Genomic DNA, 25,276 nt, shown 5'->3' with positions numbered 1-25,276 from the left:
ATGAACGCAACCCAGCATCACACCGCTCACCGCACCAAGAAACTGCCGCCGCTGCGCGTGGGCGTCGGCGGCCCGGTCGGCTCCGGCAAGACCACGCTGCTCGAAATGCTCTGCAAGGCGATGCGCGAGCGCTACGACCTCGTCGCAATCACCAACGATATCTACACAAAAGAGGATCAGCGTCTGCTGACGGTGGCGGGCGCGTTGCCGGCGGAGCGCATCATGGGCGTGGAAACGGGCGGCTGCCCGCACACCGCGATTCGTGAGGATGCCTCAATCAACCTGGAAGCGGTCGACCGCATGCTGACGCGCTTTCCCGACGCGGACATCGTGTTCATCGAATCGGGCGGCGACAACCTGGCGGCAACCTTCAGCCCGGAGCTGTCCGACCTGACGATCTACGTGATCGACGTCGCCGGTGGCGAGAAGATTCCGCGCAAAGGCGGACCGGGGATCACGAAGTCGGATCTGCTGGTGATCAACAAGACGGACCTCGCGCCGATGGTCGGCGCGAATCTCGACGTGATGGCATCGGACGCGAAGAAGATGCGCGGCGAGCGTCCGTTCGTGATGTGCAATCTGAAGGCGCTCGACGGTTTGGCCGAGGTGGTGGCGTTTATCGAGAAGAAGGGCTTGCTGACGGTTTGATGTGCCGAATACCCGGTTATTCGCAGAACATACGATCTCGCTGCACAGAACTCGCCGCACAAAACGGCCAGGCAAACTGAACGCCGCCGCCAATCACTCCGGCAACAACGCCATCAACACATCCACCGTCCGCGCCGTCGCTCCGCGATGGCGCGCCGCAAACGCCGAAGCGGCGCCGCTCATCGCCGTGCGCCGCGCCTTGTCGCTGAACAGTTCGCGCAGCACCCGGGCCAGATCCGCCGGGTCCTGCACCTGCACCGCCGCGCCCGCCGCCACCGCATCGGCCGTGGCCTGGGTGAAATTGAACACATGCGGCCCGATCAGCACCGGCACACCCACTGCGCACGCTTCAATCAGATTCTGCCCACCGAGCGGCAGCAAACTCCCGCCGATAAACGCGAGATCCGACGCCGCATAGTAAGCGCCCAGCTCGCCCATCGAATCGCCGAGCAACACGGTCACATTGGCCGGCAACGCACGCGTGGCGCCCTGCGCCGACGCGCCCGCCGCCCCAGGCGCCCAGCTCGACCGACGCTCATACCGCAGCCCCGTTCTCTCGACCAGCGCCGCCACCTCGTTAAAGCGCTGCGGATGACGCGGCACCAGAATCAGCAACGCGTCCTCGACGCCCAGCGCCGCAAACGCCTGCAACACCAGTTCCTCTTCGCCTTCGCGCGTGCTCGCCGCCACCCAGACCGGCCGCGCACCGATCGCCGCGCGCCATGCATGCCCACGCGCCGCCAGTTCCGGCGGCGTGCTCATATCGAACTTCAGATTGCCGAGCACCGCGACGTTGCGCGCACCCAGCGCGGTCAAGCGCTCCGCATCGGACGGGCTCTGCGCCAGCACGCGCGCAAAACCGCCGAACACCTCGCGCGTGCCCTTGCCGAACCTCGCGGCACGCCTGAACGAGCGCGCCGACATCCGCGCATTGGTCAGCACCAACGGCACGTCGGCGCGCCGGCATTCGTCGATCAGCGCCGGCCACACTTCGGTTTCCATCACGAGCCCAAGCGACGGCCGCCACGCGCGCAGAAAGCGCCGCACCACATGTGGCATGTCGTACGGCACGTAGCTGCGCAACACTCGGTCGCCGAAAATCTGCTCGCCGGTGGCGCGCCCGCTCGGTGTCATATGGGTAAGCAGAATGCGCGCATCGGGCCGCGCTTTCATCAGGGCCTCGACCAACGGCTGCGCCGCGCGGGTCTCGCCCACCGATACCGCATGCACCCAGATCAGCGGCGCATCGTCCTCCGGCAGCCGGCCACGCGCGTAACCGAAGCGCTCGCCGATATGCTCACGATAGCCGCGCTCCTTGCGCGAACGGATCAACAGACGCAGCACAGCGACCGGCGCCACGAGCCACCAGAGCGCGTTATAGATTGCCCTTAGCATCCGCGCCCCGCGCTCATGTCGAAAATGAAATCCAGAATGAAAGGGAAATCGGCGCGGCCTCCCGCCAGGCTGGCGGCGCTCAAACCAGCGCCCTGCCCTTGAGGCGTTCGAGAATGCCGAGCGGCGCGCACTCGGGCTGCGCCATCGCCTTGACCGGCAGGAAGAAGGTCTGCTCCATCATGAACTGGCCGGACATCACGGCGTGCGAGGTCTGATCGGAGAAACACACCCACACGCAGCCCGGCGGAAACGGCATGGTCTCCTGCGGGCTCGCTTTCTGATACTCGAGATCGGCCTTCATGCTGTCGTGCAGATTCAGCATCAGATGGTCGTATTCGCTGCGCAGCGACTTGGTCACGTGCAGCAGGTTCATCAGCCACGCGGAACCGGGCATCTGCGGCTTGATCTGCGGCAGGAAGCGTTTGGCCATGTCCTCGAACGGCTCGCCCACGCGCCACACGCGCGGTGCGCCGTGCGGGTTGATGTTGGTGAACACGCGCAGGATGCGCTCGCCGTAGTTCGGGCGCGACGGAAAGGCATCGACGTGCAGGCGGCTATCGTCCTTGCGCCACGAGGTCTGACGGGTTTCGACCTGATGCAGCCGCAGGCTGGTCGGCGCCACACGCAGCTTGCCGTCGTATTCGGGGAAGAGGCCATCCACCAGCGAGCGCGCATTGGCCTGATAACGCGCGATCAGCGCGCGCACCGCCGATTGCGTCACCGCGTCGCCTACGACGCCATGCAGCGCGCCGCCGTTCGGTTCGAGGCTGATGTTCTTGCGGTTCGGATCGGCCAGCGCCGGGTCGAGCAGCGCCTGTTCGCCGCCTTCGATCGCAAAACGCAAATTCGGGAAATACAGCACCTTGCCGCGTTCGACGCCGGCCAGCAGCGTCTCGCGCGGCACAGACAGGTTGTGTCCGTGCCAGTCAGCGCTTGCAACTTCGATGATCTGGGTTTCGTTCATGGTCGCCCTTGAAAAGCGGATGGAGCGTAATTCAGGTGGCCGCGGGCGGTTGCCGTCCCGCAGCAGCTTGTCTTGACCGCGTGTGGCCGTGGTCGCCCGGCCGCGCCGTTTGCCAGTCGCCGGTCTGTCGGTCGCTGGTCAACCAAGGAGCCAAGCAAGCCGCTATAGCAGCCCGAAACCGGCCAGCGCGGACTTCACCTGCTGCAGCGTGGGCGGCTGGCCGGCGGTGCCGAGATTGACCACATTCGGCGACCAGTAGCCGCCGGTGCGCCAGGCGGTCGCGAAATTGTACAACTCGACCGTGGGCCGCTTCAGCGCGGCCGCGATATGCACTAGACCTGTATCAACCCCGACCGTCGCGGCAGCACCGTCGATCAGGCCGACCACCGCGGGCAGCGACAGACGCGGCGGCACGATCGCGGCTGCCCCGAATTCCCTCGCGAGCCGCTCGCTGGTGACGCGTTCCGCATCGCTGCCCCACGGCAGCACGATCGAGGCGCCGCGCCGCACCAGCGACTGGCCCAACTCGACCCACGCGGCATCCGGCCATTGCTTGTCGGCGCGCGAGGTGGCATGCACGAACACCACGTACGGCACCGGCAGGTTCAGATTCGCCTCGGACAGGGCCAGCGCGGCGCGGCCGGTATCGAGGCCGAAATCGATCTCATCGGTGGGTTCGGGTTTCGGGTCGTCGAGCGCGGCGGCGACCAGTTGGCGCGTGCGCTCCACCACGTGGGTGCGCGGCTCGATCGGCACGCGCTTGTCGTAGAAGAAGCGCACCGGCCATTCGTAGCCCGCGCCGTCGGTGCGATTGCCGAGTCCGACCACCGGCCCGCGCGCCATGCTGGCCACCCATGCGGTCTTGATGAGCCCCTGGCAGTCGATCACCAGGTCGTATTTTTCGGCGGCAAGCGCCCGACGGAAGGCGCCGATTTCGCGCCAGTTCTCGACCGACAGCAGACGCTTGCGCCAGCGCCGCAGCGAGACGGGGATGGCCCGGCGCACGCCGCCCACCAGCTCCACGAGCCCCATGAAGCTCTCTTCGACGAGCCAGTCGATCTGCGCTTCGGGATGGCGGCGGCGAATATCCGCGATCACCGGCATGTTGTGGACGACGTCGCCCAGCGACGACACTCGCACGATCAGTATCTTTTGCAGGCTCAAGAGTGGCACGCCGGTAATCCGGCCATAAGATGCGTTGAAAGGACGGCAATTTTAGCTTGCCGCGTGCAAAAAGCATGAAAAAACGCGGCGCGGCACAAAAGTACCGCGCCGCGTGTGGCGGCGCTCCAGCCCGGCGCGCCTGCCGGCCCGCAGGCCGGCCATGCGTGCCGCCGCCCCTGGTCAGCGCTTAGAACGGCAGTTTGGCGTCCGGCTTCTCGGCCAGAATCACCCGGCGGAAGTCTTCCTGAATGCGCGAAAGCGCCGCGTCGTTATCCGCCTCGAAACGCATCACGACCACCGGCGTGGTGTTCGACGAACGCGCCAGACCGAAGCCGTCCGGGTACTCGACGCGCAGGCCGTCGATCTTCACGACGTCATCCGCGCCGGTGAACTGGGCGCTCTTCTGCAGCCGCGCGATCAATTCGAAGTTTTCGCCTTCTTCGAGCTTCAATTGCAGTTCCGGCGTGGAATGCGAATTCGGCAGCGAGTTCAGCAGCGCGCTCGGATCGTCCACGCGGGCGAGGATTTCAAGCAGACGCGCGCCCGTGTAGAGGCCGTCGTCGAAGCCATACCAGCGGTCCTTGAAGAACACGTGGCCGCTCATTTCGCCGGCCAGCGGGGCGCCGGTTTCGCGCAGCTTGGCCTTCACCAGCGAATGGCCGGTCTTCCACATCAGCGGTTCGCCGCCCTTGTCCTTGACCCACTTCGCCAGATTGCGCGTGCACTTCACGTCATAGATGATCTGCGCACCCTTGTTGCGCGACAGCACTTCTTCGGCGAACAGCATCAACTGGCGGTCCGGATAGATGATCTGGCCGTCCTTGGTGACCACGCCCAGACGATCGCCGTCGCCGTCGAACGCGAAACCGATTTCAGCGTCGGTTTCTTTCAGCGCCTTAATTACGTCCTGGAGGTTTTCCGGGTGCGCCGGGTCCGGGTGGTGATTCGGGAAGTTGCCGTCGATTTCCGTGAACAGTTCGACCAGTTCGCAGCCAAGCTTCTTGAACAGCTTGGGAGCGAGGCCACCCGCCACGCCGTTGCCGGTATCCACGACGATCTTCAGCGGACGAGCCAGCTTGATGTCGCTGACGATGCGCTCGAGGTATGCATCGGCGATGTCGTAGTCGGCATAGCTGCCGTTGCCGCTCGCGAAGTTGTCGTCGACGATGCGCTGATGGAGCGCCAGGATCTGCTCGCCGTAGATGGCCGCGCCGCGCAGCACCATCTTGAAGCCGTTGTAGTCCGGCGGATTGTGGCTGCCGGTCACGACGATGCACGAGTCGACGCGGCGCTCGCCGCCTGCCAGCTTGAGCGGAACGCTCGCCGCGAAGTAACCGACCGGCGTCGGCACCATGCCGACATTGACCACGTCGACGCCCGCCGAGCGCAGGCCGTCCGCCAGCGCGGCAATCAGCTCGGGGCCCGAGAGGCGGCCGTCACGGGCGACCACGACGGCATCGCCGCCTTGCGCACGCACTTCACTGCCGAACGCGCGGCCGATCAGACGGGCCGTGTCGGCATCGAGCGTCTTGCCGATCACGCCACGAATGTCATACGCCTTGAAAATGGATTTGGAGATCATGGTTGGCTCACTTGCGTGCATTGGAAAAGTTGACCGGCACCTTCAATGTTGCCTGGCGGTCGTGGTTGGTCATCGCGCTGCGCCCTTGCCGGAAGCGTTCCGGTTCCAACTTATAATTGCGCTTTTCTGACACGCCTTATAGACGACTATTCTAATGCTTAGACGCCCTCCTCTTGTAAAGTTGCCGCTTCGCACGGCCAGGTGGGCACTCGCACCGTCAGCCGCGTCGAATCCGGCTATGCGGACAGGCGCTGGATGCTGACGCTCAAACGCTTCTCCGAGCGCTTCGCCAATCCCGACGTCACGCGGGCGTTTGCGAATATTGTCTGGCTCGGGCTGGAACGGCTCACGCAGATCGCCGTCGCGATCCTCATCAGCGGCATGCTGGCGCGCTACTTCGGCCCGGATATCTTCGGCAAGTGGCAATACGCCAATACGCTGCTGCTGGTGCTCTCGCCCATTACCTGGGTATGCGGCGCCGAAATCCTCGTGCCGACCATCGTCAACCGGCCGCCGGCGCAACTGGGCACCGTGCTGGGGAGCGCTTTCGCGTTGCGCATCGCGGTCTCGGCCGGGGCGCTGCTGCTCACCTGGATCGGGATCGCCGCCGGCTTCACCGATCCGCTCGTCGGCGCCATGCTGGCCGGGCTCGCGGTGACCATGCTGTTCCGCGAGCCGTTTGTCGGCGTGATCAACTCGTGGCTGCAGAGCATGACTTACAGCAAGCCGCAATTGCTGACCAGCATGAGCACCGCCATCGTCAAGGCTGGACTCGTGTACCTGCTGGTGCGGGCCGCCACCGCGCCATCGCGCTTCGGTTGGCTGTGGGCGCTGGAATCGGCGGCCATCGGCGCCGTGTTGCTCATGTATTACATCCGCCGCCACGGCGGCAAGCTCGGCTGGCACGTCGACCGCTCGCTCTTCAGGCACTTCGCCACGGCCGGCACGGTGTTCTGGCTCGGTCTGATCTGTATGTACCTGTTCCTGAAACTCGACCGCCTGATGCTGGAACGCGCCATTTCGTTTGCCGATCTCGGCCGTTATTCGGCCGCCCAGCAATTGAACGAGAACTGGATCACGCTCGCGCTGATGCTCGCGCAGACCATCGCCCCCGCTTTTGTCTACCGTGTCCAGGAACCCGGCCGCCTGCGCCGCAACATGTGGCGGCTGACGGCGATGACCGCGGCCCTGATGGTCGGCGGCGCGGTGGTGCTCGACCTGCTGGCGGGGCTCATCATCCGCCGCGTGTTCGGCCCGGCCTACGAAGGCGCCATCGGGATTTTCCGCTGGGCCGTGTGGCTCTCCGTGCCGGCCGGCATCGAGGCGATCGGCAACCTGATCGTGCTGAAATATCAGGCCAAGTTCGTGCTGCTGGCGAAATGGCTGCTGGCGCTGGCCGTGGCATTCGTCGTCAATCTGCTGGCGATTCCGCGCCTCGGCGCCTATGGCGCGCTGGTCGGACTCGCGGTGGGTTATCTCGCCGCTGCCTCGGTCAACCTCTATTACATCCGCTTCAAGCTGCGCCCATGACGAATTCATCCGCCTCCGCGCACCGCCCGCAAACGCCGGCGTCGGGCGCGCACGCGCCGCATAGCCTCGCGGACACACGACTGCGCGCGTCGGGCGACGCCCTCGGCGACGTCGCGGTGCTGATGCCGGCGTATAACGGCCAGGCCGACGTCGAGCGCACGCTTGCATCGTTCGACGAAGATGCGCCGGTCCACGTGCTGATCGTCGACGACGGCAGCACGCCGCCGATCGTCGCTCCAGTGCTGCCCAACCTCGTGATCGAGGTTTTGCGCATGCCGCAGAACAGCGGCATCGAGAAAGCCCTGCAGACCGGCATCGACGCGCTTGCCGAACGCGGTTTTCGCTACGCCGCGCGCATCGACGCGGGCGATCTCACCGTGCCGCACCGGCTCGCCAAGCAACGCGCGTATCTGGAAGCGAACCCGCAGGTGGCCGGCCTCGGCATGTGGACCCAGGTGGTCGCGCGCGACGGCAAGCCGCTGTTCATGCTGACGCCGCCCGCCGCACCGGCCGCGATCCGCCGCCTGCGCTTCTATCGCAGTTGCCTCGCCCATCCTTCGATGACGCTGCGCATCGACGCCGTGCGCGCCGTCGGCAATTACCGCGCCGAATACCGTTCCGCCGAAGACCTCGATCTGTTCCTGCGTCTGATGGAACGCTATGACTGCGCGAACCTGCCGGAACTGGGCCTGTACTACGAACTGAACGAAGGCGGCATCAGCGCCACCAAGCGGCGCCGCCAGGTAAGCTCCACGCTGCGGCTGCAATTGCGTTACTTCAACGCGGCCAACCTGTACGACTGGCTGGGGCTGGCGAAGAATCTGCTGCATCTGGTCATGCCGTATCGCACGTTGCAGGCCGTGAAGCGCAGGCTGCTTGCGCCACGCGCCGGCACATAGCCGGCCAACGACGAATCGAATCACCGAGGCGTTCCCCGTCAAGCCCCCGTAAAGAACCATGAAGCCCAACGTTTCCAACGTGTCCTTGCGTATTACACTCGTCTGCAACACTGCATGGGCAATCTATACGTACCGGCAAGGGCTGATCCGCGAGCTTGTCGCCCGCGGCGTCGACGTGACGGTACTGGCGCCGCGCGACCGCACCTTCGAACTGCTGGCCGCCATGGGTTGCCGCTGCATCGATCTGCCGGTGGCGTCGAAAGGCACCAGTCCGAGCGACGACCTGCGCACGCTGTGGGCGCTGTACCGCCACTACCGGACGATCCGGCCGCACATCGTGTTTCACTATACGATCAAGCCGAACATCTACGGCTCGATCGCGGCGCGGCTCGCGGGCGTCGATTCGGTGGCGGTGACCACCGGCCTCGGCTATGTCTTCATCCAGCAGAGCCGCGCGGCGCAGGTCGCCAAAAAGCTGTACCGTTTTGCGTTCCGCTTTCCGCGCGAAGTCTGGTTTCTGAACCGCGACGATCAGGCCGCCTTCATCGACCAGAAGCTGCTCGTGCATCCCGAACGCGCCCGCCTGCTGCACGGCGAAGGGGTCGACCTCGAGCAGTTCGCCTTCACGCCGTTGCCGGACAAGGCGCATTTCGACTTTGTGCTGATCGGGCGGCTGCTGTGGGACAAGGGCGTGGGCGAGTATGTGGAGGCGGCGCGGCGCTTGCGCGCACAGTATCCACAGGCGCGCTTCCGCCTGCTCGGGCCGGTGGGCGTGGATAATCCCAGTGCGATCACGCGCGCAGAAGTCGCCGCATGGGAACAGGAAGGCGTGATCGAATATCTGGGCGAGGCGCACGACGTGCGGCCGTTTATCGCCACGGCGGATTGTGTCGTATTACCCTCGTATCGTGAGGGGGTGCCGCGCACGCTGATGGAAGCCTCGGCGATGGGCCGCCCGATTGTGGCGACCGATGTGCCCGGCTGCCGGGAAGTGGTGGCGGATGGCGTCAATGGTTTGCTGTGTGAAGTCCGCAATGCGGAGAGTCTCGCCGGGCGGCTCGCACAGATGCTCGAGATGAGCGGCGAGGCACGCCGCGCGATGGGCGAACGCGGCCGGCAGAAAGTCGCGGCGGAATTCGACGAGCGGGTAGTCGTCGATAAATATAAAGACCTGGTTCGCAACTTGACGGGCGTTTCACTTTAACGGAGCACAGCATGGCCACGAAGGGCACGATTCTGGTAACGGGCGGCGCGGGTTTTATCGGCTCGCACACGTGCGTCGAACTGTTGAACGGCGGCTACGACGTCGTCGTGATCGACAATCTCGTGAACAGCAATCGCGAATCGCTGAAGCGCGTCGAACGGATCACCGGCAAGACCGTGACGTTCTACGAAGCCGACGCACGCGACATAGCCGCACTGCAGCGCATTTTCGATGCGCATCCGGTGACGGGCGCGATCCACTTTGCGGCGCTGAAGGCCGTGGGAGAATCGGTCGCGAAGCCGATCGAGTACTACAACAACAATGTGGGCAGCCTGCTCGCACTGCTCGGCGTGATGCGCGATCGCAACGTGAAGCAGTTTGTGTTCAGCTCGTCCGCGACCGTGTATGGCGTGCCGAAGAGCTCGCCGATCGACGAGTCGTTTCCTTTGTCTGCGACCAATCCCTATGGCCAGTCCAAGCTGATCGCCGAGCAGGTGCTGCGCGACCTCGAAGTGGCGGACCCGAGCTGGCGGATTGCGACGCTGCGCTACTTCAATCCGGTGGGCGCGCATGAGAGCGGGCTGATTGGGGAAGATCCGGCTGGGATTCCGAACAACCTGATGCCGTATGTCGCGCAGGTGGCGGTGGGCAAGCTCGAGAAGCTGCGCGTGTTCGGTGGCGACTATGAGACGCCTGATGGCACCGGTGTGCGCGATTACATCCACGTGGTCGATCTCGCGCGTGGGCACCTCGCTGCGCTCGACGCGCTGGTCAGGCACGACGCGAGCTTCGTGGTGAATCTGGGCACGGGCCAGGGGTATAGCGTGCTCGATGTGGTGCGCTCGTTCGAAAAGACGTCGGGCCGGCCGGTGCCGTACGAGATCGTGGCGCGGCGGCCCGGCGATGTGGCCTCGTGCTATGCGGACCCGGCAGCGGCGGCGAAGGTGCTGGGTTGGCAGGCGGAGTTCGGGATCGAGCGCATGTGTGCGGATCACTGGCGGTGGCAGGAGAAGAATCCGCAGGGGTTTAACGCGCCCTGACCTTCAGCGGGCCGTTCGGAAGCCCGGCCTGCCAGGTGGCTTCCCCCGGGCAAGCGCCGCCCAGGCCGGGCAGCAGTCAAAAAGCGGCGCCATGCTTTGCAGCATGGCGCCAGGACGTGCCTCTCGTGGCAACGTGAAAAAAACCAGCCGTCCGGCTGCCCCTGCGACGTGGCGTCAGAACGAGTGCTGAATCCCCGCGTATGCGCCGGTCTGAGTGTGACCTTGCAGCGGGTTCTCGTTGTACACGCCGTCGCTCAAGCCGCCGGGACCTTCATTGTTGGCATCGAGACCGAAGTTGGCCGTGCTGCTGTTACGCACGGTCGCAATCTGGAAATCGAGCAAGGTCCGCTTCGACAGGTTGTAGGTGCCGCCCACCGTATAGATGGTTGCATTGCCGCCGCCATTGTTCGCGTTCACGTGGTAGTAGATCGCGGCAATTGTGCAACAGGCTGTTGCACAAATTCCCCACCAGGCCAAGACTCGGCCAGCGAACGCATGTACTTCAGGTTGCGCGAAAAAAATCCCCGCATGTTCGGCGCGCAAATCACGCGCCGACTGGTCGACAACCTTCGCCCCCACTCTTGCTGCCGGTGCCGTTCGAGGTTCTTTCGGCCGATCTGCCGATACGGCAACCAGTTCAAGGACAATGCGGCACGCTGCCGCGCCTGCGCGAAGCGGGATTTAAGGCCGGTGGGTCAGGTGGCATAGTCAGTGGTATTGAAGGACACTTTGGTCACACGGTCCTGTGGAATATGGAAACGGCAACTCTCAACGGACCGCATCGTTTATCGACGGTCACCGCCGACGCAGCACATGGAATGAACAATAAATTTTCACCTGCTTGCGCGCAGCCATATCTATGCGATACCATGCAATCGCTCTCCCGCCATTCTTGGCATGATTCAGTCCCTGATCTTCAATTAACAGCGACTGCTGTTTCGCCTTGGGCCTTGTGCTCCGGGCGTCGGTCCACAACGCAGGCAAGCCATTGCCTGTCGATTTCGAGTGGCTGTTCATGGGTTGCCCTAGGTGCCCCCCACTCGAGGACCGGCCGGTCTGCTTCGCGCCATATATGGCGCCGGCGTCCCTCCAGCTACCCCCGAAGTTGATCAATTGTGCCGTCTTCCGGCATATCCATAGCCCGTTTGCGCTTCATGCGCACCGGCTTCCTGCCTTGACACATGCAATCCGCGCCAGCGGTCGCATGTAAGGCAGAGCCACGTTCGGGCCTCACCCCCAAAGCAAGCAGACCGCCCTCTATCCAGAACACCGGATCTCCAACTCAACACAGCTCTTTTTGGTGTGTCTTCCAGCCTGCCTCCCCCATTAACCAGCAACGCCTCCCTAGCATCACAGCTGGCTGTTCCGCTCCCACATGACCAGCGTGGATATACACAGCCTGAAAGGGCTGCAGTGATATGGCGTGGCACGTCCACGCTTCCCGGGAGCTGGTTTAGTGCATACCCGCTCGGCTTAGGCGAACACACAAGGAGGATTCACATGGCCATGCTGGCTGACGCTGTGCATCAGATTGCCGAGACGAACACCCTTTTGGGTGGCAGCCTCAAACATCAGGAAAACCGGCGCCATCTGATGACGCCGTTTCTGAGATTCGCGCGAGAGCTTAAGGCATTGACGCGATCGTTCAACGACGTCAAGCCATGGCTTGTGCACCTGTATGCGGCGCACCGCATCGTTTCAGGCGCGGCACCCGGGCATCTGGCGAATGAATTTTCCGCAATCCGCGTCATCTGCCGGGCGCTTGGGAACGACATTAGTGGAACCTGCAGCAACCGGCAGCTCGGCCTGCCACTTCGCATTCGCAAGGGCGCACGCCGCGCCCAGTCGCAAGAAGAAGTCAAGGCGCTGCTTGAGCGCGCAGCCCGCATCGACCAAGGGCTTGTCCACCTGATTTCCCTCGCCCGCCTCCTGGGGCTACGCAGGATGGAAGCCCTCATGTGCGCCAAAGATTTGCGCATGTGGCGCGATGCGCTGCTCAACGGCAAAACCACACTTCACGTGATGAGGGGTGCCAAGAACCTGCGCCCCCGCGAGGCGGAAGTGCTGAAGAACCATCGCACCGAGACGCTCAAAGCGATCGAAGCCGCGCTGGATTACGCCGTCGCGCACAACCATGAACTCATCGCGGGGCGCGGCAGGACACTGGAGTCGGCGCTTAACCGACTCAAGGGTTTGCTGCATCAGGCGGGAATGACAGGAGAACTGTCTTTCCATAGCCTCAGGTACACGTACGCCCTTGACCTAGCGCATGAGTTGCTGGATAGCGGCGTGGCACCGTACGAGACGCTGGTCCGCTTAAGCGAGGCGCTCGGGCATGGCCCTAGTCGGACAGCAATGATCTGCGGCTACTACTGCCAGCCGGTCGCGGAACGCTTCAAGGGATGCATGAAGCTGCGCAAAGACGAGGCGCATCGACGCAGTACTGCAAAGAAGGTGCCTCGTGCAGCAGCACGGCGCGAGGCGAAGCTGAAGCATGCGCGTCTGAGCGGGTTTCCCATCGGCCGCATGGATCTTCCAACGAACGGGGTGCCTGTGGCGGATGCTCGCACTGCCCGCAGTGGTACTGGTGGAAACCGCGCCGGACAACGTTCCGAAAAGTTCATGGAACACATGACCTACGATCTCACCAGCAGGACACAAACCGGCCGATAAATACATATCTTTCCATATATTCATATATACAGGATAACGAATTTCCATGAAGCAGCACGCTAAACAAGTCTCCGTCGAACTGTCCAGCACGTCATCGCCCATGAGAGACGACGCATCGGGTGCCACTCCCCCCAGGCCAGCGCCCGGGATGCCCGCATGCTCCGAGGCAGTGTCGCCTACCGACACCGGCTCAATGTCGCAGCAATCACAGATAGATTTACAGGCAAGGACTGCTGTTGACAGCATTGGCTGCAATGCATACGCGAGCGGACTTTTGCTCGATGCCTGGGCTGCGTACCGCACGTTCGCTGGAGAGCGCGGCACGCTTCCGGAACGGCTTGAGGACATCGCCCCTGCGGATCTGGCCCGGTTCGTCGTACACGCCCGGTCCATAAGTGAGGATATCGATGCACTCCTCATGATGCTTGCCATGCTTGGCAGCCTCCTGGTGCACGCCGGGCATAACACGGGGGCGCTCGCTGCATTGACGGCCGCAGTCCGGCGCACGCGTATACGGAACACCCGTAATGGCAAATACGTGTACAAGCGCCGGCTCGCGAAACAGACGTCAGGACCGCAAGCGAATTCAGAAAACGAGGCCTGAACACGTGCAGAAGCGCATGACTCCCCACGGGGTTTTGTCGTGTTAGCGCGAAAGGGTAAAATCTGAGACCGAAGAATCAGGGGGGACACCGATGAAAAAGACGTCAACACGCCGGGAAAGCCGTCCACCTGGAGTCGCCAAAGCGTTAAAGCGACTGCACTTTCCACTGGACGTTATTTTGCAAAGCGTTCGCTGGCACGTGGCGTATTCGCTCAGCCTACGCGACCTGGAGGAAATGCTCGCTGAACGCGGCATGGATGCAGATCATTCAACCGTGCATCGCTGGGTTGTCAAACTGGTAACCGTTGATAAAAGCGAAGCCAATCTGGCCGCGCTTCATGCAGTGAATGCCGAGCGCGAAACCCCGATCAGGACTCGTCAGGTCAAGTATCTGAACAACATCGTTGAGCAGGACCATCGCACCGTCAAGGGTCGAATCCGGCCGATGCTGGGATTCAAGGATTTTCGGTGTGCGGATCATTTTGTCTGGCATCGAGGTCATGCATATGATCAAGAAAGGACAGATGCAGTACGCTGGCAAAATTGCGCCAACAGTCGCTCAGCAGTTTTACTCCCTGGCTTCATAACCAGTACTTTATAAATCGATTCTGCACACCACGCCTTCCTTACTGCGACAGAACCAACAAAGCCCCCCCCTCAACCATTACCGAAACATTCGCGAAAGTTAGTCGGCGGCTTGTGCCAGACGTTTCTGATATCAATGAGGCGGTCATTTTCTTATCCTCTCCTGTTTCGCTGGATAGTTTAAGGAAGAAGAGCAGTCAGCCCGTTTGCATTAGTCGATATTGCGCGCATTGGCACTGCCGTCAGTTCAGCCTCCAATCCTCAAGATACGGATTTCCTGGACGTGAGGTTGCTAGGCGCGGACAGTGTGTTACGCAATGCCGTTGAGAAACAGGCAGGATTGCTTTTCATGTTCAGCGCCTGTGTCATGACTTTTCTCGGTCTGCTGCTTGCAACTCATATCCTGCTCGATTAGGTCCGTACAGAAAACCTAACCACGGCGCACCCTCTCCGAAACGATGACGTTGAAGAGCTATGCACAGCTTGCCGCGGAACTGGCGGAATTGGACAAGAAAATCGCGGCAGCTCGCATGCTGGCTCGCAGCGATGCAATGGCGCAAATTTCGGCGCTGATGTTCGAGTTCGATATCAAGCCGAATGATTTGCGCAGACCCCGTAATCTTCGGTACAACGTGCAGCCAACGCGGCCACGCTACCGCGATCCGGCGACGGGCGCGACATGGAGCGGCCGAGGGCATGTGCCTGCATGGATTGCCGGGCAGGAGCGCTCCCAATTCCTGATCGACAACCGCGATGACTGAACACTTGCCCGGGCTTTGTTCAGGAGAGTAGGCATTCAGTTGGTTGCGGACACAGCTATGTATTTTTGACGAAAACGGGCCTGCCGAAGGAATTCCACAGGTTCAGCAGGTTGCCAATGACCCTGCCTCGTTTCTACGTACCGCCGATCATGCAGCGACCAACGCAGCCTCGTAGTCGATAGGGGTAAGAAAGCCAATCGAGGTGTGCAGGCGTTGTCGATTGTAATAGCCCTCGATCCAGTCGACGATATCCAGACGAGCCTTCGCTCGCGTTTCGTAGTGAACCTGATAGATTCTCTTAACTTTCAGAGTCTTGAAGAAGCTCTCCATCGGGGCGTTGCCCCACGCATTGGCATGACGGTTCATGGAGATCATTGCCTTGAATCCGGCAGCCAGTTTCCGGTATGCCCGGCTTGCATACTGCGCCCTCTGTCGGAATGGGCTTTGTCAACTTGACGGCATAGAAGCGCATCGACCAAAATAAATCGTCATCCTTATCAATTGATTTAATATCCAGTCACTGCTTCTGTCACTGTCCAGCGATGCCATGCCGAGAGGCAGGCCCTGAGTGCCGCGCGATGGAATTTCGCCGTCATACAGTGCCGCGGCAAGGCAAACTGTTGACGGATCGGGCCGAAGCTCGACAGGAACATCTGCGTGCGCTTCGGATCGCGAAATCCGCACATAGCACGTTCCCGGCGACGCGTAGGTTGATGACTGTTCTCCGCACGGTTGTTGACCCGGGCAGCCGCCTTCACGAACACGTGCTTCGCGCCAGCCAGCTCCGGAATGTCCGCCTTCGCCGCCGGATAGCTGCGCAACTGGTCGGTGACGATTTTTCGCGGCACAGGCGCCGAACGCAGCACCTGTCTGAAGAAGCGTTTGGCTGCGGCCTTGTCGCGGCGCTTTTGCAGCAGGATATCGAGTTCGACACCGTTCTCATCACCGGCGCGCCACGGTACATACGGCTCACCGCGCAGGTTCACGAACATCTCATCTTGGTACCACGTCGAACCGGGCTTGCGCCGTGCGGCCTTCGCCCGATGTGCAAAGGCCGCACCGAACTTGTTGTACCAGCGGCAAACCGTCTCGTATGTCACGCACACGCCGCGCTCAAGCAGCAGTTCCTCGATATCACGCAGACTCAGGTTAAAGCGAAAGTACCAGCGAACAGCACAACTGATGATCGCCGCCGGATACCGGTGGCCGTGGTAGAGCGATTTCGTCTTCTTCATGCCTGTACCTTACGTCACCGCCTTGCCAACGTGACAGGGCCGGCTGCACGCATACGCTGCTGGCCGACTTCGGGCTCGCACTGTTGCGGCAGGCCTCACGCGGTTTGTCGCGACAGGCTGGGCGCATCCTACGCACCGCCATGCAACTGGCTGAACCACGCGACCTGGGCCATCTACCCGACGAACTGCTACAACAGGCGATCGAGGAATTTCGGTGAACACGCGCCGCAAACACGCGAAGGCGTCTCGCTCAGCGTCGACGATCATGCCCCGGCCGCCGGCGTTACCCGAACTGACGGATGAGGCCGCGGCGCAGATCCAGCGATTGCTGTGCGACTGGCTTCTGTGGTTCAGCGTGGCTACGGCAAGCAGATCCGTCGCTGCAACGAACCGTGGACTGCACCGCCACGCGAGCCACCTCCACGTCATCGCATCGACGATCCCTTCTGAGAACACAGCAGCCCCGTGCGCAACAGCCGGGGCTGTGTTCGTTGTACGTTGCGTCAACCGCGCGACGCCACACCTATATCCCTTCCTTCTATCTCGCGCTTAATTGACAAGGACTTCTACTCGACCAGCCAGCGACAACCGGCACCGTCTAACCTCGAATATCTCGCGATGCCGAACCCCGATTACCGCGAGACGTAACACTCAGGCTCCGATACTCTTTCACTATGAAGCTCCGTCTCCTGGTCGAGACCGGAGATTCACAATGACCGTCGTATAAAACTCATCTTACTGGATCACCCATCCGCAATCCGGTTGCTTCGGCAGTCGAAGGCAGAACTCACGCCGGACATGCCGATGCCGCCTGAGTTCAAACCCACCGAGTGGACGCGAGTCGATGTCCGCGCTGTGCAGGACATCACGGATGTCGTACACCGGTACTCGCAAGGCCTAGCTGTCCATGATGACTCTGCCGGCCGCAACGCCTCTGGAAGGCATTCTCGACCCACAGGGCCCGTGACATCGCAGCCCGTCTGTCATATCACGGGCAGCTGAGAGTGGCCCCGGCTAGTCCAGCCGGTCAAGAGAGATTGCTGACCGGTTGTCGCCACCGGTTTCTCCGGAATGCATGCCTGACGATGCCTTGTCGCACGATGAGACAAACGGCCGTTGCTTCGTAAAGGAATTTTCGTGCGCGACCGTCCCGTTCCTGCAATGGACTGCATGGCACGGGGGTTGGGCCTGATACGTTGCGGCGTTAGATTGACCGGCAAAAACAACTGCAGCACATATCGCGGGTCCCGCCCGTCATCAGTGTGTTCGCCGACACTCGGGACAGTTTCGGCCGCGAACCGGACCTGCCCGAAACAGGCTACGGCAACCTCCCAGATGCGCAGTCGTCAAGGCACGGCCAGCCTGTTCACCGACAACGGTATTCGGGTGTAAGCAACGGTCGCGAAGTGAATCTACCCTGCTGCACCTCCCAATATGCGGTCCGACTCCAAGGCTTACCAATGTAGTTGCCAAAACTGCACCTTAAAATGGCCCATATTGTTCGCTCTTTCAAGCCAAGAAATGCCCGTTAGTAACTCAAAATAGTCTTATATCGATTCACCGGCAGAAGAAACAAAATGGTCTATCAAGTACGGGGCTATACGTTGAACAACGGCGAAATTGCGACTGGATTTTTCTCGATCGAAGTCCAAATTTGGCCTGAAAAAGCCGCTACTGGCTGGCCAGGCCAGCGACCTGGAACAACAGGTCCTAGCTAATAGACTCACGCGTTAATCACAGAAGGCCTCGAAACGACGGCGCAGCGCAGCCCCTCTTTACCTAACCACAGGAGAATCACCATGCACACGCACTATCCCACTATCATTTTCAACAACAGCCAAGACCCTGCAGAACGCAGTGTTGGCGGCATCGTCCAATCAGGTATTGGCGGCTTGCTCTATACTGTCGACTCGCGCAAGATGTCAACGCCTCCGGGCCCTGGCATCGTGCGTATGCGCCCTGACCAGCCCGACCAAACCTACGCTGCGGTCGCGGCATCACCGGGTGCCTGCGTCGTGCAGGTTGCAGCCGACGCCTCGGATGCATTCACTCAGTTCATGAACGACTGCCCTGGTACAATCCAAGACTTCAAGGTAGTCATCTTCACCACAACAAGCGAAAAGGACGCGCAGGAGCGGCTGATCGAAGCGCTAGACGTCCTTACGCGTGCTGGCATGGCTCCCGACCATGCTCGCATTCTTACCATACAGGCACCGTCTGAGCAGCCAGCGCCCCCCGCATACCAGCCTCTCTTCGCTTGCCTGAGGGAGGAACGCTACGCCAGCATCCCGCCCGCGGCCGTACTTCGACAGTCGGCTGCTTTCACACGTGTCTACGACCATCAGCTTGCAATTGCGGCCATCCTGAAGGGTGAAACCGACTTCCAGGTCCTGCTCGCGCAGGCTCGCGAACGTGGCGAGGACGAGCGCATTCTGAAAGAGCTTTCAATCAAACTGATCGCGCAGCGCTCGCTCCTCGCACGACGCAGTGACATCGAAAATGCCCTCCTCCAGTTGCAGCTCCATGGCCTCCCGCAGCAGAGTTCAGATGGGCAACGCCCGCACGGACTGGCATCCGCGTATTGAGTATGATCGCCGCGCCCGGTTCCTGACTAACGCCGCCCGGCAAGGCGCCACCAAAGGGAAGCACCTTGCCGGCCCCAAGAAAGACAAACACCTCCTGATTCAATTCATAAATTTATCAATACTCCATATTATTTCGAGTGACAACAATGATTTCCATACGCCTTTTGCACCACGCAAGTCTCGAAGTGCAACATCTCCTAGACATCCTCGTCATTCATCTGAATGGAGGACATGGGGCCCCTCCATTTCCTGAGGCATATGAGCGAGCGGTCGCGGTCGACACCCAAATACATCTTATAGATCGGTATCCCTCCTCATTCGCATCACTGATGATGTCAGGGTGTGAAGACCACCCTCCAGCCAAGGCCAAAGTATTCAAACATCCCCATTCAATCCAATGGATGGAGACTGGTTCGATGCTGGTGCGGGGATTCCACGAATGCTGGAAAATGCCTGCACAGCGACTCAACGCGATACGTGTGGAGTTTATTCCGAAGATCGTACTCCGCCACCCGGAACTGCTCGTCGCCACGCCAGATTCACCACCGCTTGGCACCGGCCTGTACGACGTATTTACCAGGATCGCGGAAGATATCCCGACGGATCACCCCCGATTCGGGTTTCACCCCGAAACAGTTCCACTGAGCGCGTTGAGCCTCCTGATTGGTGGAATCGAAAAACTAAAGATTAACGAAGCATGCGACTACATCACATGTGTTTTTCCCACAGGGGAGGGGGCGCGGCGTTCCTTGAAGCGATTGATCAGGCGTGCAAGGCCCGGGGCATCGCTTCCTGAAAAAGGGGCGATTCCCTTACGGGAACAGATGGTGGGTAACGACTGCCTCGCGATACCAACGTGGCAGGGCTAGGTGCTCCTATCTGCTGCGCGTCACCGGACGCAATATGCTGGTCCGTGGGCCCTAGACATACGCCGTCAACTTCAATGTCGGAATATCTCACTGCCCCCTCCAGCCTGTTGCCTGCAGGTAATAGGCTGGAGACGACAACGCTCCAAGTCGCAGTTGGGAGCGCCGAGTAACATAACCACACGCCCCCATGCCTCAGATTACGCCGTGACAGCGGCGCGTTGACGTTCGACGATCTGACTGTCCTTGCCCCGCACCAACGGCGTCACGACGAAGTCGAATTCGATTGAACCGCACCGGGTTTGTCGGGGACCGCCGAGTTAGGCGCTACGCCGCGCGAGCGGACAGCGCCAGATTCCGATTGTAAACTTCCTTTGCTTCCGTCGGCGACACGTACCCGAGCGGGCCGAGCAACCGATGGTGGTTGTACCAGTGCACCCATTCGAGCGTGGCGAGTTCGACATCCCGGAACGTACGCCATGAACGCCGATGCACGACTTCGGCCTTGTACAATTCGTTGATCGTCTCGGCCAGCGCATTGTTGTACGAATCGCCAACGCTGCCGGCTGACGGTTGCACGCCAGCATCCACCAAACGTTCGACGTACCGAATGCTTTGATATTGCGATCCGTGATCGGAATGATGGATCAACCCGGGCGACGGCTGGCGATCATGTAACGCCTGGTTCAACGCGTCCAGCACGAATTCAGTCCGCATTGATGCCGACGCTCGCCAACCGATGATACGGCGGCAAACACATCGGTCACGAAAGCCACGTAGACAACGCCCGACCATGTTCAGCAATAGGTAAAATCCGCGGCCCATCGCGCAGCAATTGGCGCCAGACCTTGCGCACACCATACACGCCAAATGTTCTCGTCTCAGACCGCCCGGATGAGGGCCTTCAGTTCAGCATCGCGACGCGCTCGTACTGGCCATTGCTGCGGATCGCCACGCCGCCCGGCGTGCCGGTAATACGTCGACGGGGCAATCGGCAGCAGGCGGCAAATCGGCTCGACACCGTAGATGTCGCGATGCTCTTCGATGAACGCGATCATGATTTCGATCGGCGATCGAGCTCCGCCTGCGCGAAATATGCGGAGGCCTTGCGCAGGATCTCGTTGGCCGAGTGCAATTCACGATTCTCGCGCTCCAGTTCCTTCAGGCGAGTCAGCTCGGAACTCGTCGCGCCCGATCGTTGGCCACGGTCGCGCTCAGCCTGAATGATCCAGTTGTGAAACGTCTCGCGCGACATCCCCATCTTCGAGGCGATCAAGCGGATCGCCGCCCCCTGCGTTTCGTACTCGTGCTGGTGCTCAAACACCAGCCGGATTGCCCTCTCCCGAACCTCATCCAAATATCACGTCCCGGTGGGCGTCCTCACCTTGCTTTCGTTTCCCATACGCCAAATCTCCTGTCTGGGCCGGCTCCTGCGAAAACCGGACATGGGGTAACGCTTAAATTGTGAGGTAGTCTTCTGCCTATGTTTAAGCCTAGTCACAACATAGAACTTGTCGAAGCTCTGACCCAGCCGGAGTAACGCCGTCGGCGCTCTGTCGAAGAGAAGCTCGCAATAGTTCGCGAGACTTTCGAGCTTAGCGCGACGGTTTCGGGGGCCGCCCACCGCCATCAGGTGAATGCCAATCAGGTCTTCGCTTGGCGCAAGCTCTATCAAGATGGAAGCCTGTCGGCGGTCAATGCGGGCGAACTGAACAGGTGGTCCCGGCATCGGACCTGGCCGAAGCGATGAAGCAGATTCGCGAACTCCAGCGGTTGCTCGGAAAGCAAACGATAGAAGTGGAAATTCTCCGTGAAGCAGTGGGATACGGTCGAGCAAAAAAATTGATTATGCGCTCACCATTGCTGCCGGGGGACGACCGTTAAAGACGGTCTGTGACGTTCTGGGTGTGTCGCGCTCGAATCTTGCGGTCAAATCGAAGCGTTCAGTTGAGCGGGTCGACCGGCACAAGATGTTCCTTCTAGACGACATGCCGCTCGTCACTGAACTCAAAAACTGGTTGCCGACTTGCCGACGTATGGCTACCGGCGTGCGTAGGCACTGCTGAGGCGAAGCCGGGATACGGTGGGCCGACCGTGTGTCAATGCAAAGCAGCAAAGCAGATATATCGCATCATGCGTAGTCACTGCCTACCGCTAGAACATCGACCTCGTCACGCCCTTGCTATTACCCACTTCTTTTTAGCGCGAAACCTAGTATCCTGGCATACACGATGTCCCGTGTTCGAGCGAGGTGGCCAGCAAGCGACAGGCGGATGATCAGTCGTGGTTTGACCGCGAGGTCCGGGAAAGCGATTTTCAGGATACCCGGCTACGCCGGCGCTTCGCTATTCTGCTGGATAAGCTGTGGGCCGGCATGGGACAGACGATCCCTTTCGCCTGTCAGGACTGGGCTTCGACCAAGGCCGCTTACCGTTTTTTCTCCAACGACCGTGTCAGCGAACACGATATCCTGAGCGGACATTTCAATGCCATTGTGGCACGTTTCGCGGCCGCACCTGGCCCGATACTGGTTCTGCAGGACACCACGACCTTCTCCTATCAGCGGGGGCCTCCAGAACTCGTGGGTTATACGGGCACCAGCACGACACGCGACAGGTTCAACCAGACGAGCGTGCTGACACAGTGCGGCATCCTGATGCATTCCAGTCTGGTGGTTACCGCCGACGGTCTGCCACTGGGTCTGGCTGCGGTGAAGTTCTGGACAAGAAAGCAGTTCAAAGGTTGTTCCGAGCTCAAGCGGCATATCAACCCCACGCGCGTGCCGATCGAGCAAAAGGAAAGCTGGCGCTGACTCGAAAACATGCGCCAGTCGACAACGTTACTCCCCGAGCCCCTCGTTGCATTCACATCGGCGACCGGGAAAGCAACATCTACGAGCTGTTTTATACCGCGTACGATCTTTGCACACATTTCCTCGTGCGCACCTGCGTCGGCAGGCTGGCGGACGATGGACAGCATACGATCGCCAGAGCGATGCAGCAGGTCCCGATCAAGGGACTGCACCGCATCGAGCTTCGCGACGCGAAAGGCCGCCCGATAACTGCCGCACTTGAGCTTCGCTATCAGCGATTGCCGCCTATCGGCAAGCCCTGCGTTACAGTTGACTGTCCTGCACGCGCAGGAGCGCGACCCGCCGCCCGGGCGCCCCCGCATTGAATGGAGGCTGATCACCGATCTGCCGGTGAGATCGCGTGCCGAGGCAATCGAGAAGCTTGACTGGTACGCGATGCGCTGGAAGATCGAAACATTCCACAAGATCCTGAAATCGGGCTGCAAGGCTGAAGAGTCCCGGCTTCGCACAGCGGATCGACTCACGAATCTGATCGCGGTGTTCTGCGTCTTGAGCTGGCGCACATTCTGTGCTCACGATGATTGGCCGCTCAGCGCCACAGGCAACGGCTGAGCTCGCATTTACGCAAACCGAAATCGAACTGCTTGAACGCGTTGTACACGAAACGCCTCATAACGCACAGGCACCGCCACTTGTGCGCAACGTTATCCGGCTCGCACAGCTCGGCGGTTACCTTGCGCGCCAACGATCCTCCGCCCAGGAACACGGTCATGTGGCGTGGAATGCGACGGCTAACAGACATCCAGCTTGGCTACGAGCTTGCGCTAAAAAGAAGTGTGTAATAGCAAGCGTCACGCCCCGCCTACGCGTCGACACGACGGCAAGGTCGCGGTTGACGGAAGCAACGTTCGCTGATGCTCGGACGGCTTCGAATTCCACTGCGCATCCGTGCATCTCGACAGATTAGTATTCACCATGGCTGAATGAGGTCGAGAACTGGCTTGTCTGCATCCAACGAGACGTCGTTGTGTGGGGTATTCACCAGCATTCACCTCGGTTTTAGTCCGCACCGCAGTTAGAGCCCGAGCTTAAAACCGTTGGGTCACCGCAGATTCCAAGCCCGAACAACAAGGTGTCGATTTCAATGTTCAGGCAACGAAAGCGTCGCCCATGAGCCAGCCAGTCGTCGCGCTGCCATAGCCATTATCTGACCAGTCAGCGCCTAACCGTTGCCGGTTCGACGCGATTTGTAGCGAAACAGCGATCACGGAATCCCAACCAGCCCGCAAGTCCGGGTGACACCCATCTGCGTTCGACCATCAGGATTCGAACCACCTCGCGTTTGGCTTGTGGGCTTGCTACTTGAGTATCGACTGGGCGAGCAGTCGCTTGAACCTATTGTTCTCCTGCTCCATTTCATCTAAGCGCTGTGCGTCGGAGAGTGTTACCCGCCAATTTCACTTTCCAGTTGTAATAGGTCACCTCCGAGATGCCATGTTTGCGGCACAGCCTTGCTGGCTTCAGGCTAGCTTCGGCCTCCTTCAAAATGTCAATGATTTGCTCTTCGTCGAATCGCTTCTTCACTGCCGCTCCGTTCTGGAATGGACTCTACACTGTCACCGAACCAAACGCGGGGAACAGGTCAATCCGGGCTAAGCTCTTGTGAGTTACGTATAAGAAATGTCAGATTTAGAGAGTGAAAGGGACTTATCCTCTCGCTGGTGTCGATGAACGTTCGCAACTTCATCTCGGGCACATTGATGTCGACCCGCGGTTTTCGCCGCAGCCTCGGGACGGGGAAGTCCCTTTCATTCTCTAGTCCACCACAGTTAAAATTATCAACTGGTTGTCAGTCGGAACGATTTCGTGCGGACTCGGCCGCCTCGTTTTCAATTTTCAGGCTTGGCACTGACTGGCGAACCTGAATTGCCTGTCGCTTGGTACGCCTTGAGAACCCCGTTGCCAGCGTCCTCGAACATGGCAGCTACCACAGTGCCCTCGATCACCGGCACGGTCCGCGAGGCAACAACGTGCCCCTCAGAAACGCTATCCTCTTTCACGAAATTGCAGGGCGTCGTGCACTCCATACGAGTTACTTCACTGAACTCATCATCTTCATCAATTTGGAACTCATGCACACCATTGTGTTGCCCCATGTATCGGACGTTCAGCAGCGCGCCGGACAACCGACCTTGCCGCGCATCATCTTCGCTGATCGCGTGAGGGTAGGCATATTTTCCCCTTCCGCCATCAAACACATAATTGTGAGGAGGCATGCCTACCACCTCGCGCGCAGCACCTTCGCTTAATACCATGGGCGCTGACGTACCCGCCGAAACGGGAGTGCCCGACGCGGCTTCCCGGGTTGACGGCTTGCTGCACGCGACAAGCACTAAGATCAGCGCGCACAGCGCGGCCATACTTCTCCTGCAGTTCACACCATTCTCCATTCACATCATCAACAACAGTCGACGATTGCGCACCAACTCGGTCAACGTGCGGTTTACGAGCACAACCACATACAACTCCGCGAGCCTTGCTGCATGGCGGACCCATATTGGCCATCGACACCAGATTACCATTCATAACTACCTACTACATCCTCCGTGGATTCTGCGCATGCGGTCCAGTCGCGGCCATCAGAATGGTCTTGGTTGACGCGACATGATTTCTGCGTGTACGGCAGCAATCCCGTCTTGACGTGCGATTTCAGGCGACCCTCGCTGACC

The 25,276-nt window shown here is 60.7% G+C and carries 20 protein-coding genes, 6 pseudogenes and 1 other annotated feature; of the genes and pseudogenes, 14 read left to right on the top strand and 12 right to left on the bottom strand.

Features of this window, described 5'->3' with window-relative positions; genetic code table 11:
- On the top strand, positions 1 to 648 hold the full coding sequence (gene ureG / locus AC1ECK_RS17020) for an urease accessory protein UreG (protein WP_480321135.1): 648 nt from the start codon (positions 1 to 3) through the stop codon (positions 646 to 648).
- Positions 649 to 741: 93 nt separating this feature from the next.
- On the opposite strand, the gene waaA is transcribed toward ureG, so the two are convergent.
- The 4 genes from waaA to AC1ECK_RS17000 form a co-directional block, all read right to left on the bottom strand.
- On the bottom strand, positions 742 to 2,043 hold the full coding sequence (gene waaA, locus AC1ECK_RS17015) for a lipid IV(A) 3-deoxy-D-manno-octulosonic acid transferase (protein WP_480321133.1): 1,302 nt from the start codon (positions 2,041 to 2,043) through the stop codon (positions 742 to 744).
- Positions 2,044 to 2,122: 79 nt separating this feature from the next.
- Entirely contained in the window at positions 2,123 to 3,007 is an 885-nt protein-coding gene (gene kdoO, locus AC1ECK_RS17010) for a Kdo hydroxylase KdoO (protein WP_480321132.1), read from the bottom strand.
- Positions 3,008 to 3,169: 162 nt separating this feature from the next.
- Positions 3,170 to 4,171: a lipopolysaccharide heptosyltransferase I gene (gene waaC / locus AC1ECK_RS17005; protein WP_480321312.1), complete on the bottom strand. Its 1,002-nt coding sequence runs from the start codon at positions 4,169 to 4,171 to the stop codon at positions 3,170 to 3,172.
- Between the two features lie 187 nt (positions 4,172 to 4,358).
- The gene (locus AC1ECK_RS17000; protein WP_480321130.1) at positions 4,359 to 5,753 is read right to left on the bottom strand and encodes a phosphomannomutase/phosphoglucomutase; all 1,395 of its coding nucleotides are present in this window, start codon (positions 5,751 to 5,753) and stop codon (positions 4,359 to 4,361) included.
- 255 nt (positions 5,754 to 6,008) lie between these two features.
- Between AC1ECK_RS17000 and AC1ECK_RS16995 the strand changes: the two genes are divergently transcribed.
- The 4 genes from AC1ECK_RS16995 to galE all read left to right on the top strand — a co-directional run bounded on the left by AC1ECK_RS16995 (position 6,009) and on the right by galE (position 10,426).
- Entirely contained in the window at positions 6,009 to 7,283 is a 1,275-nt protein-coding gene (locus AC1ECK_RS16995) for an oligosaccharide flippase family protein (protein ID WP_480321311.1), read from the top strand.
- A gap of 122 nt (positions 7,284 to 7,405) precedes the next feature.
- Complete coding sequence (locus AC1ECK_RS16990; protein ID WP_480321310.1) at positions 7,406 to 8,182, top strand: glycosyltransferase; 777 nt, start codon at positions 7,406 to 7,408, stop codon at positions 8,180 to 8,182.
- A gap of 58 nt (positions 8,183 to 8,240) precedes the next feature.
- Positions 8,241 to 9,386: a glycosyltransferase family 4 protein gene (locus AC1ECK_RS16985; RefSeq protein ID WP_480321128.1), complete on the top strand. Its 1,146-nt coding sequence runs from the start codon at positions 8,241 to 8,243 to the stop codon at positions 9,384 to 9,386.
- Positions 9,387 to 9,397: 11 nt separating this feature from the next.
- Complete coding sequence (galE, locus tag AC1ECK_RS16980; protein ID WP_480321126.1) at positions 9,398 to 10,426, top strand: UDP-glucose 4-epimerase GalE; 1,029 nt, start codon at positions 9,398 to 9,400, stop codon at positions 10,424 to 10,426.
- 174 nt (positions 10,427 to 10,600) lie between these two features.
- Here galE and AC1ECK_RS16975 read toward each other — a convergent pair.
- The 3 genes and pseudogenes from AC1ECK_RS16975 to AC1ECK_RS16965 all read right to left on the bottom strand — a co-directional run.
- A pseudogene (locus AC1ECK_RS16975) lies at positions 10,601 to 10,897 on the bottom strand (porin); the annotation flags it as partial.
- The gene (locus AC1ECK_RS16970) at positions 10,840 to 11,058 is read right to left on the bottom strand and encodes a hypothetical protein (protein WP_480321309.1); all 219 of its coding nucleotides are present in this window, start codon (positions 11,056 to 11,058) and stop codon (positions 10,840 to 10,842) included. The gene AC1ECK_RS16970 and the pseudogene AC1ECK_RS16975, both read right to left, overlap by 58 nt.
- A 163-nt stretch (positions 11,059 to 11,221) precedes the next feature.
- Positions 11,222 to 11,443 carry a hypothetical protein gene (locus tag AC1ECK_RS16965; protein WP_480321124.1) on the bottom strand — a complete coding sequence of 74 codons (222 nt, stop codon included), beginning with the start codon at positions 11,441 to 11,443 and terminating at the stop codon, positions 11,222 to 11,224.
- A gap of 483 nt (positions 11,444 to 11,926) precedes the next feature.
- Between AC1ECK_RS16965 and AC1ECK_RS16960 the strand changes: the two genes are divergently transcribed.
- From AC1ECK_RS16960 to AC1ECK_RS16945, 4 genes and pseudogenes are all read left to right on the top strand, one after another.
- Positions 11,927 to 13,099, top strand: a complete 1,173-nt coding sequence (locus tag AC1ECK_RS16960) for an integrase domain-containing protein (RefSeq protein ID WP_480321122.1) — start codon at positions 11,927 to 11,929, stop codon at positions 13,097 to 13,099.
- Positions 13,100 to 13,292: 193 nt separating this feature from the next.
- A complete protein-coding gene (locus tag AC1ECK_RS16955) occupies positions 13,293 to 13,703 on the top strand; it encodes a hypothetical protein (RefSeq protein ID WP_480321120.1) in 411 nt (136 codons plus the stop codon).
- Positions 13,704 to 13,794: 91 nt separating this feature from the next.
- Positions 13,795 to 14,290, top strand: a pseudogene (locus AC1ECK_RS16950) (IS6 family transposase).
- Positions 14,291 to 14,791: 501 nt separating this feature from the next.
- Positions 14,792 to 15,049: an H-NS histone family protein gene (locus tag AC1ECK_RS16945; RefSeq protein WP_480321118.1), complete on the top strand. Its 258-nt coding sequence runs from the start codon at positions 14,792 to 14,794 to the stop codon at positions 15,047 to 15,049.
- Between the two features lie 147 nt (positions 15,050 to 15,196).
- Here AC1ECK_RS16945 and AC1ECK_RS16940 read toward each other — a convergent pair.
- A pseudogene (locus AC1ECK_RS16940) lies at positions 15,197 to 15,475 on the bottom strand (IS3 family transposase); the annotation flags it as partial.
- Between the two features lie 80 nt (positions 15,476 to 15,555).
- The gene (locus tag AC1ECK_RS16935; RefSeq protein ID WP_480321116.1) at positions 15,556 to 16,284 is read right to left on the bottom strand and encodes an IS6 family transposase; all 729 of its coding nucleotides are present in this window, start codon (positions 16,282 to 16,284) and stop codon (positions 15,556 to 15,558) included.
- A 1,799-nt stretch (positions 16,285 to 18,083) separates the two neighbouring features.
- Here AC1ECK_RS16935 and AC1ECK_RS16930 point away from each other — a divergent pair.
- On the top strand, positions 18,084 to 18,869 hold the full coding sequence (locus AC1ECK_RS16930) for a hypothetical protein (protein WP_480321114.1): 786 nt from the start codon (positions 18,084 to 18,086) through the stop codon (positions 18,867 to 18,869).
- Positions 18,870 to 19,270: 401 nt separating this feature from the next.
- Positions 19,271 to 19,738, top strand: a complete 468-nt coding sequence (locus AC1ECK_RS16925; RefSeq protein WP_480321112.1) for a hypothetical protein — start codon at positions 19,271 to 19,273, stop codon at positions 19,736 to 19,738.
- A gap of 324 nt (positions 19,739 to 20,062) precedes the next feature.
- Here AC1ECK_RS16925 and AC1ECK_RS16920 read toward each other — a convergent pair.
- Positions 20,063 to 21,092, bottom strand: a pseudogene (locus tag AC1ECK_RS16920) (IS3 family transposase).
- Positions 20,719 to 20,835, bottom strand: a sequence feature (AL1L pseudoknot). It overlaps the preceding pseudogene by 117 nt.
- A 120-nt stretch (positions 21,093 to 21,212) precedes the next feature.
- Here AC1ECK_RS16920 and AC1ECK_RS16915 point away from each other — a divergent pair.
- The 3 genes and pseudogenes from AC1ECK_RS16915 to AC1ECK_RS16905 form a co-directional block, all read left to right on the top strand.
- Positions 21,213 to 21,904 (top strand): annotated as a pseudogene (locus AC1ECK_RS16915) (transposase); the annotation flags it as partial.
- Positions 21,905 to 21,986: 82 nt separating this feature from the next.
- Positions 21,987 to 22,547, top strand: coding sequence for an IS4/Tn5 family transposase DNA-binding protein (locus AC1ECK_RS16910; protein WP_480321110.1), 561 nt, complete (start codon positions 21,987 to 21,989; stop codon positions 22,545 to 22,547).
- 309 nt (positions 22,548 to 22,856) lie between these two features.
- Positions 22,857 to 23,159, top strand: a complete 303-nt coding sequence (locus AC1ECK_RS16905; protein WP_480321108.1) for a transposase — start codon at positions 22,857 to 22,859, stop codon at positions 23,157 to 23,159.
- An 834-nt stretch (positions 23,160 to 23,993) separates the two neighbouring features.
- On the opposite strand, the pseudogene AC1ECK_RS16900 reads toward AC1ECK_RS16905, so the two are convergent.
- Both AC1ECK_RS16900 and AC1ECK_RS16895 read right to left on the bottom strand, forming a co-directional pair.
- Positions 23,994 to 24,131, bottom strand: a pseudogene (locus tag AC1ECK_RS16900) (transposase); the annotation flags it as partial.
- Positions 24,132 to 24,436: 305 nt separating this feature from the next.
- On the bottom strand, positions 24,437 to 24,967 hold the full coding sequence (locus AC1ECK_RS16895) for a hypothetical protein (RefSeq protein WP_480321106.1): 531 nt from the start codon (positions 24,965 to 24,967) through the stop codon (positions 24,437 to 24,439).
- Between the last annotated feature and the right edge of the window lie 309 nt (positions 24,968 to 25,276).

The organism is Paraburkholderia sp. SSBN10T (genome assembly GCF_056619545.1).
This window is presented reverse-complemented; position numbering and strand designations above follow the sequence as displayed.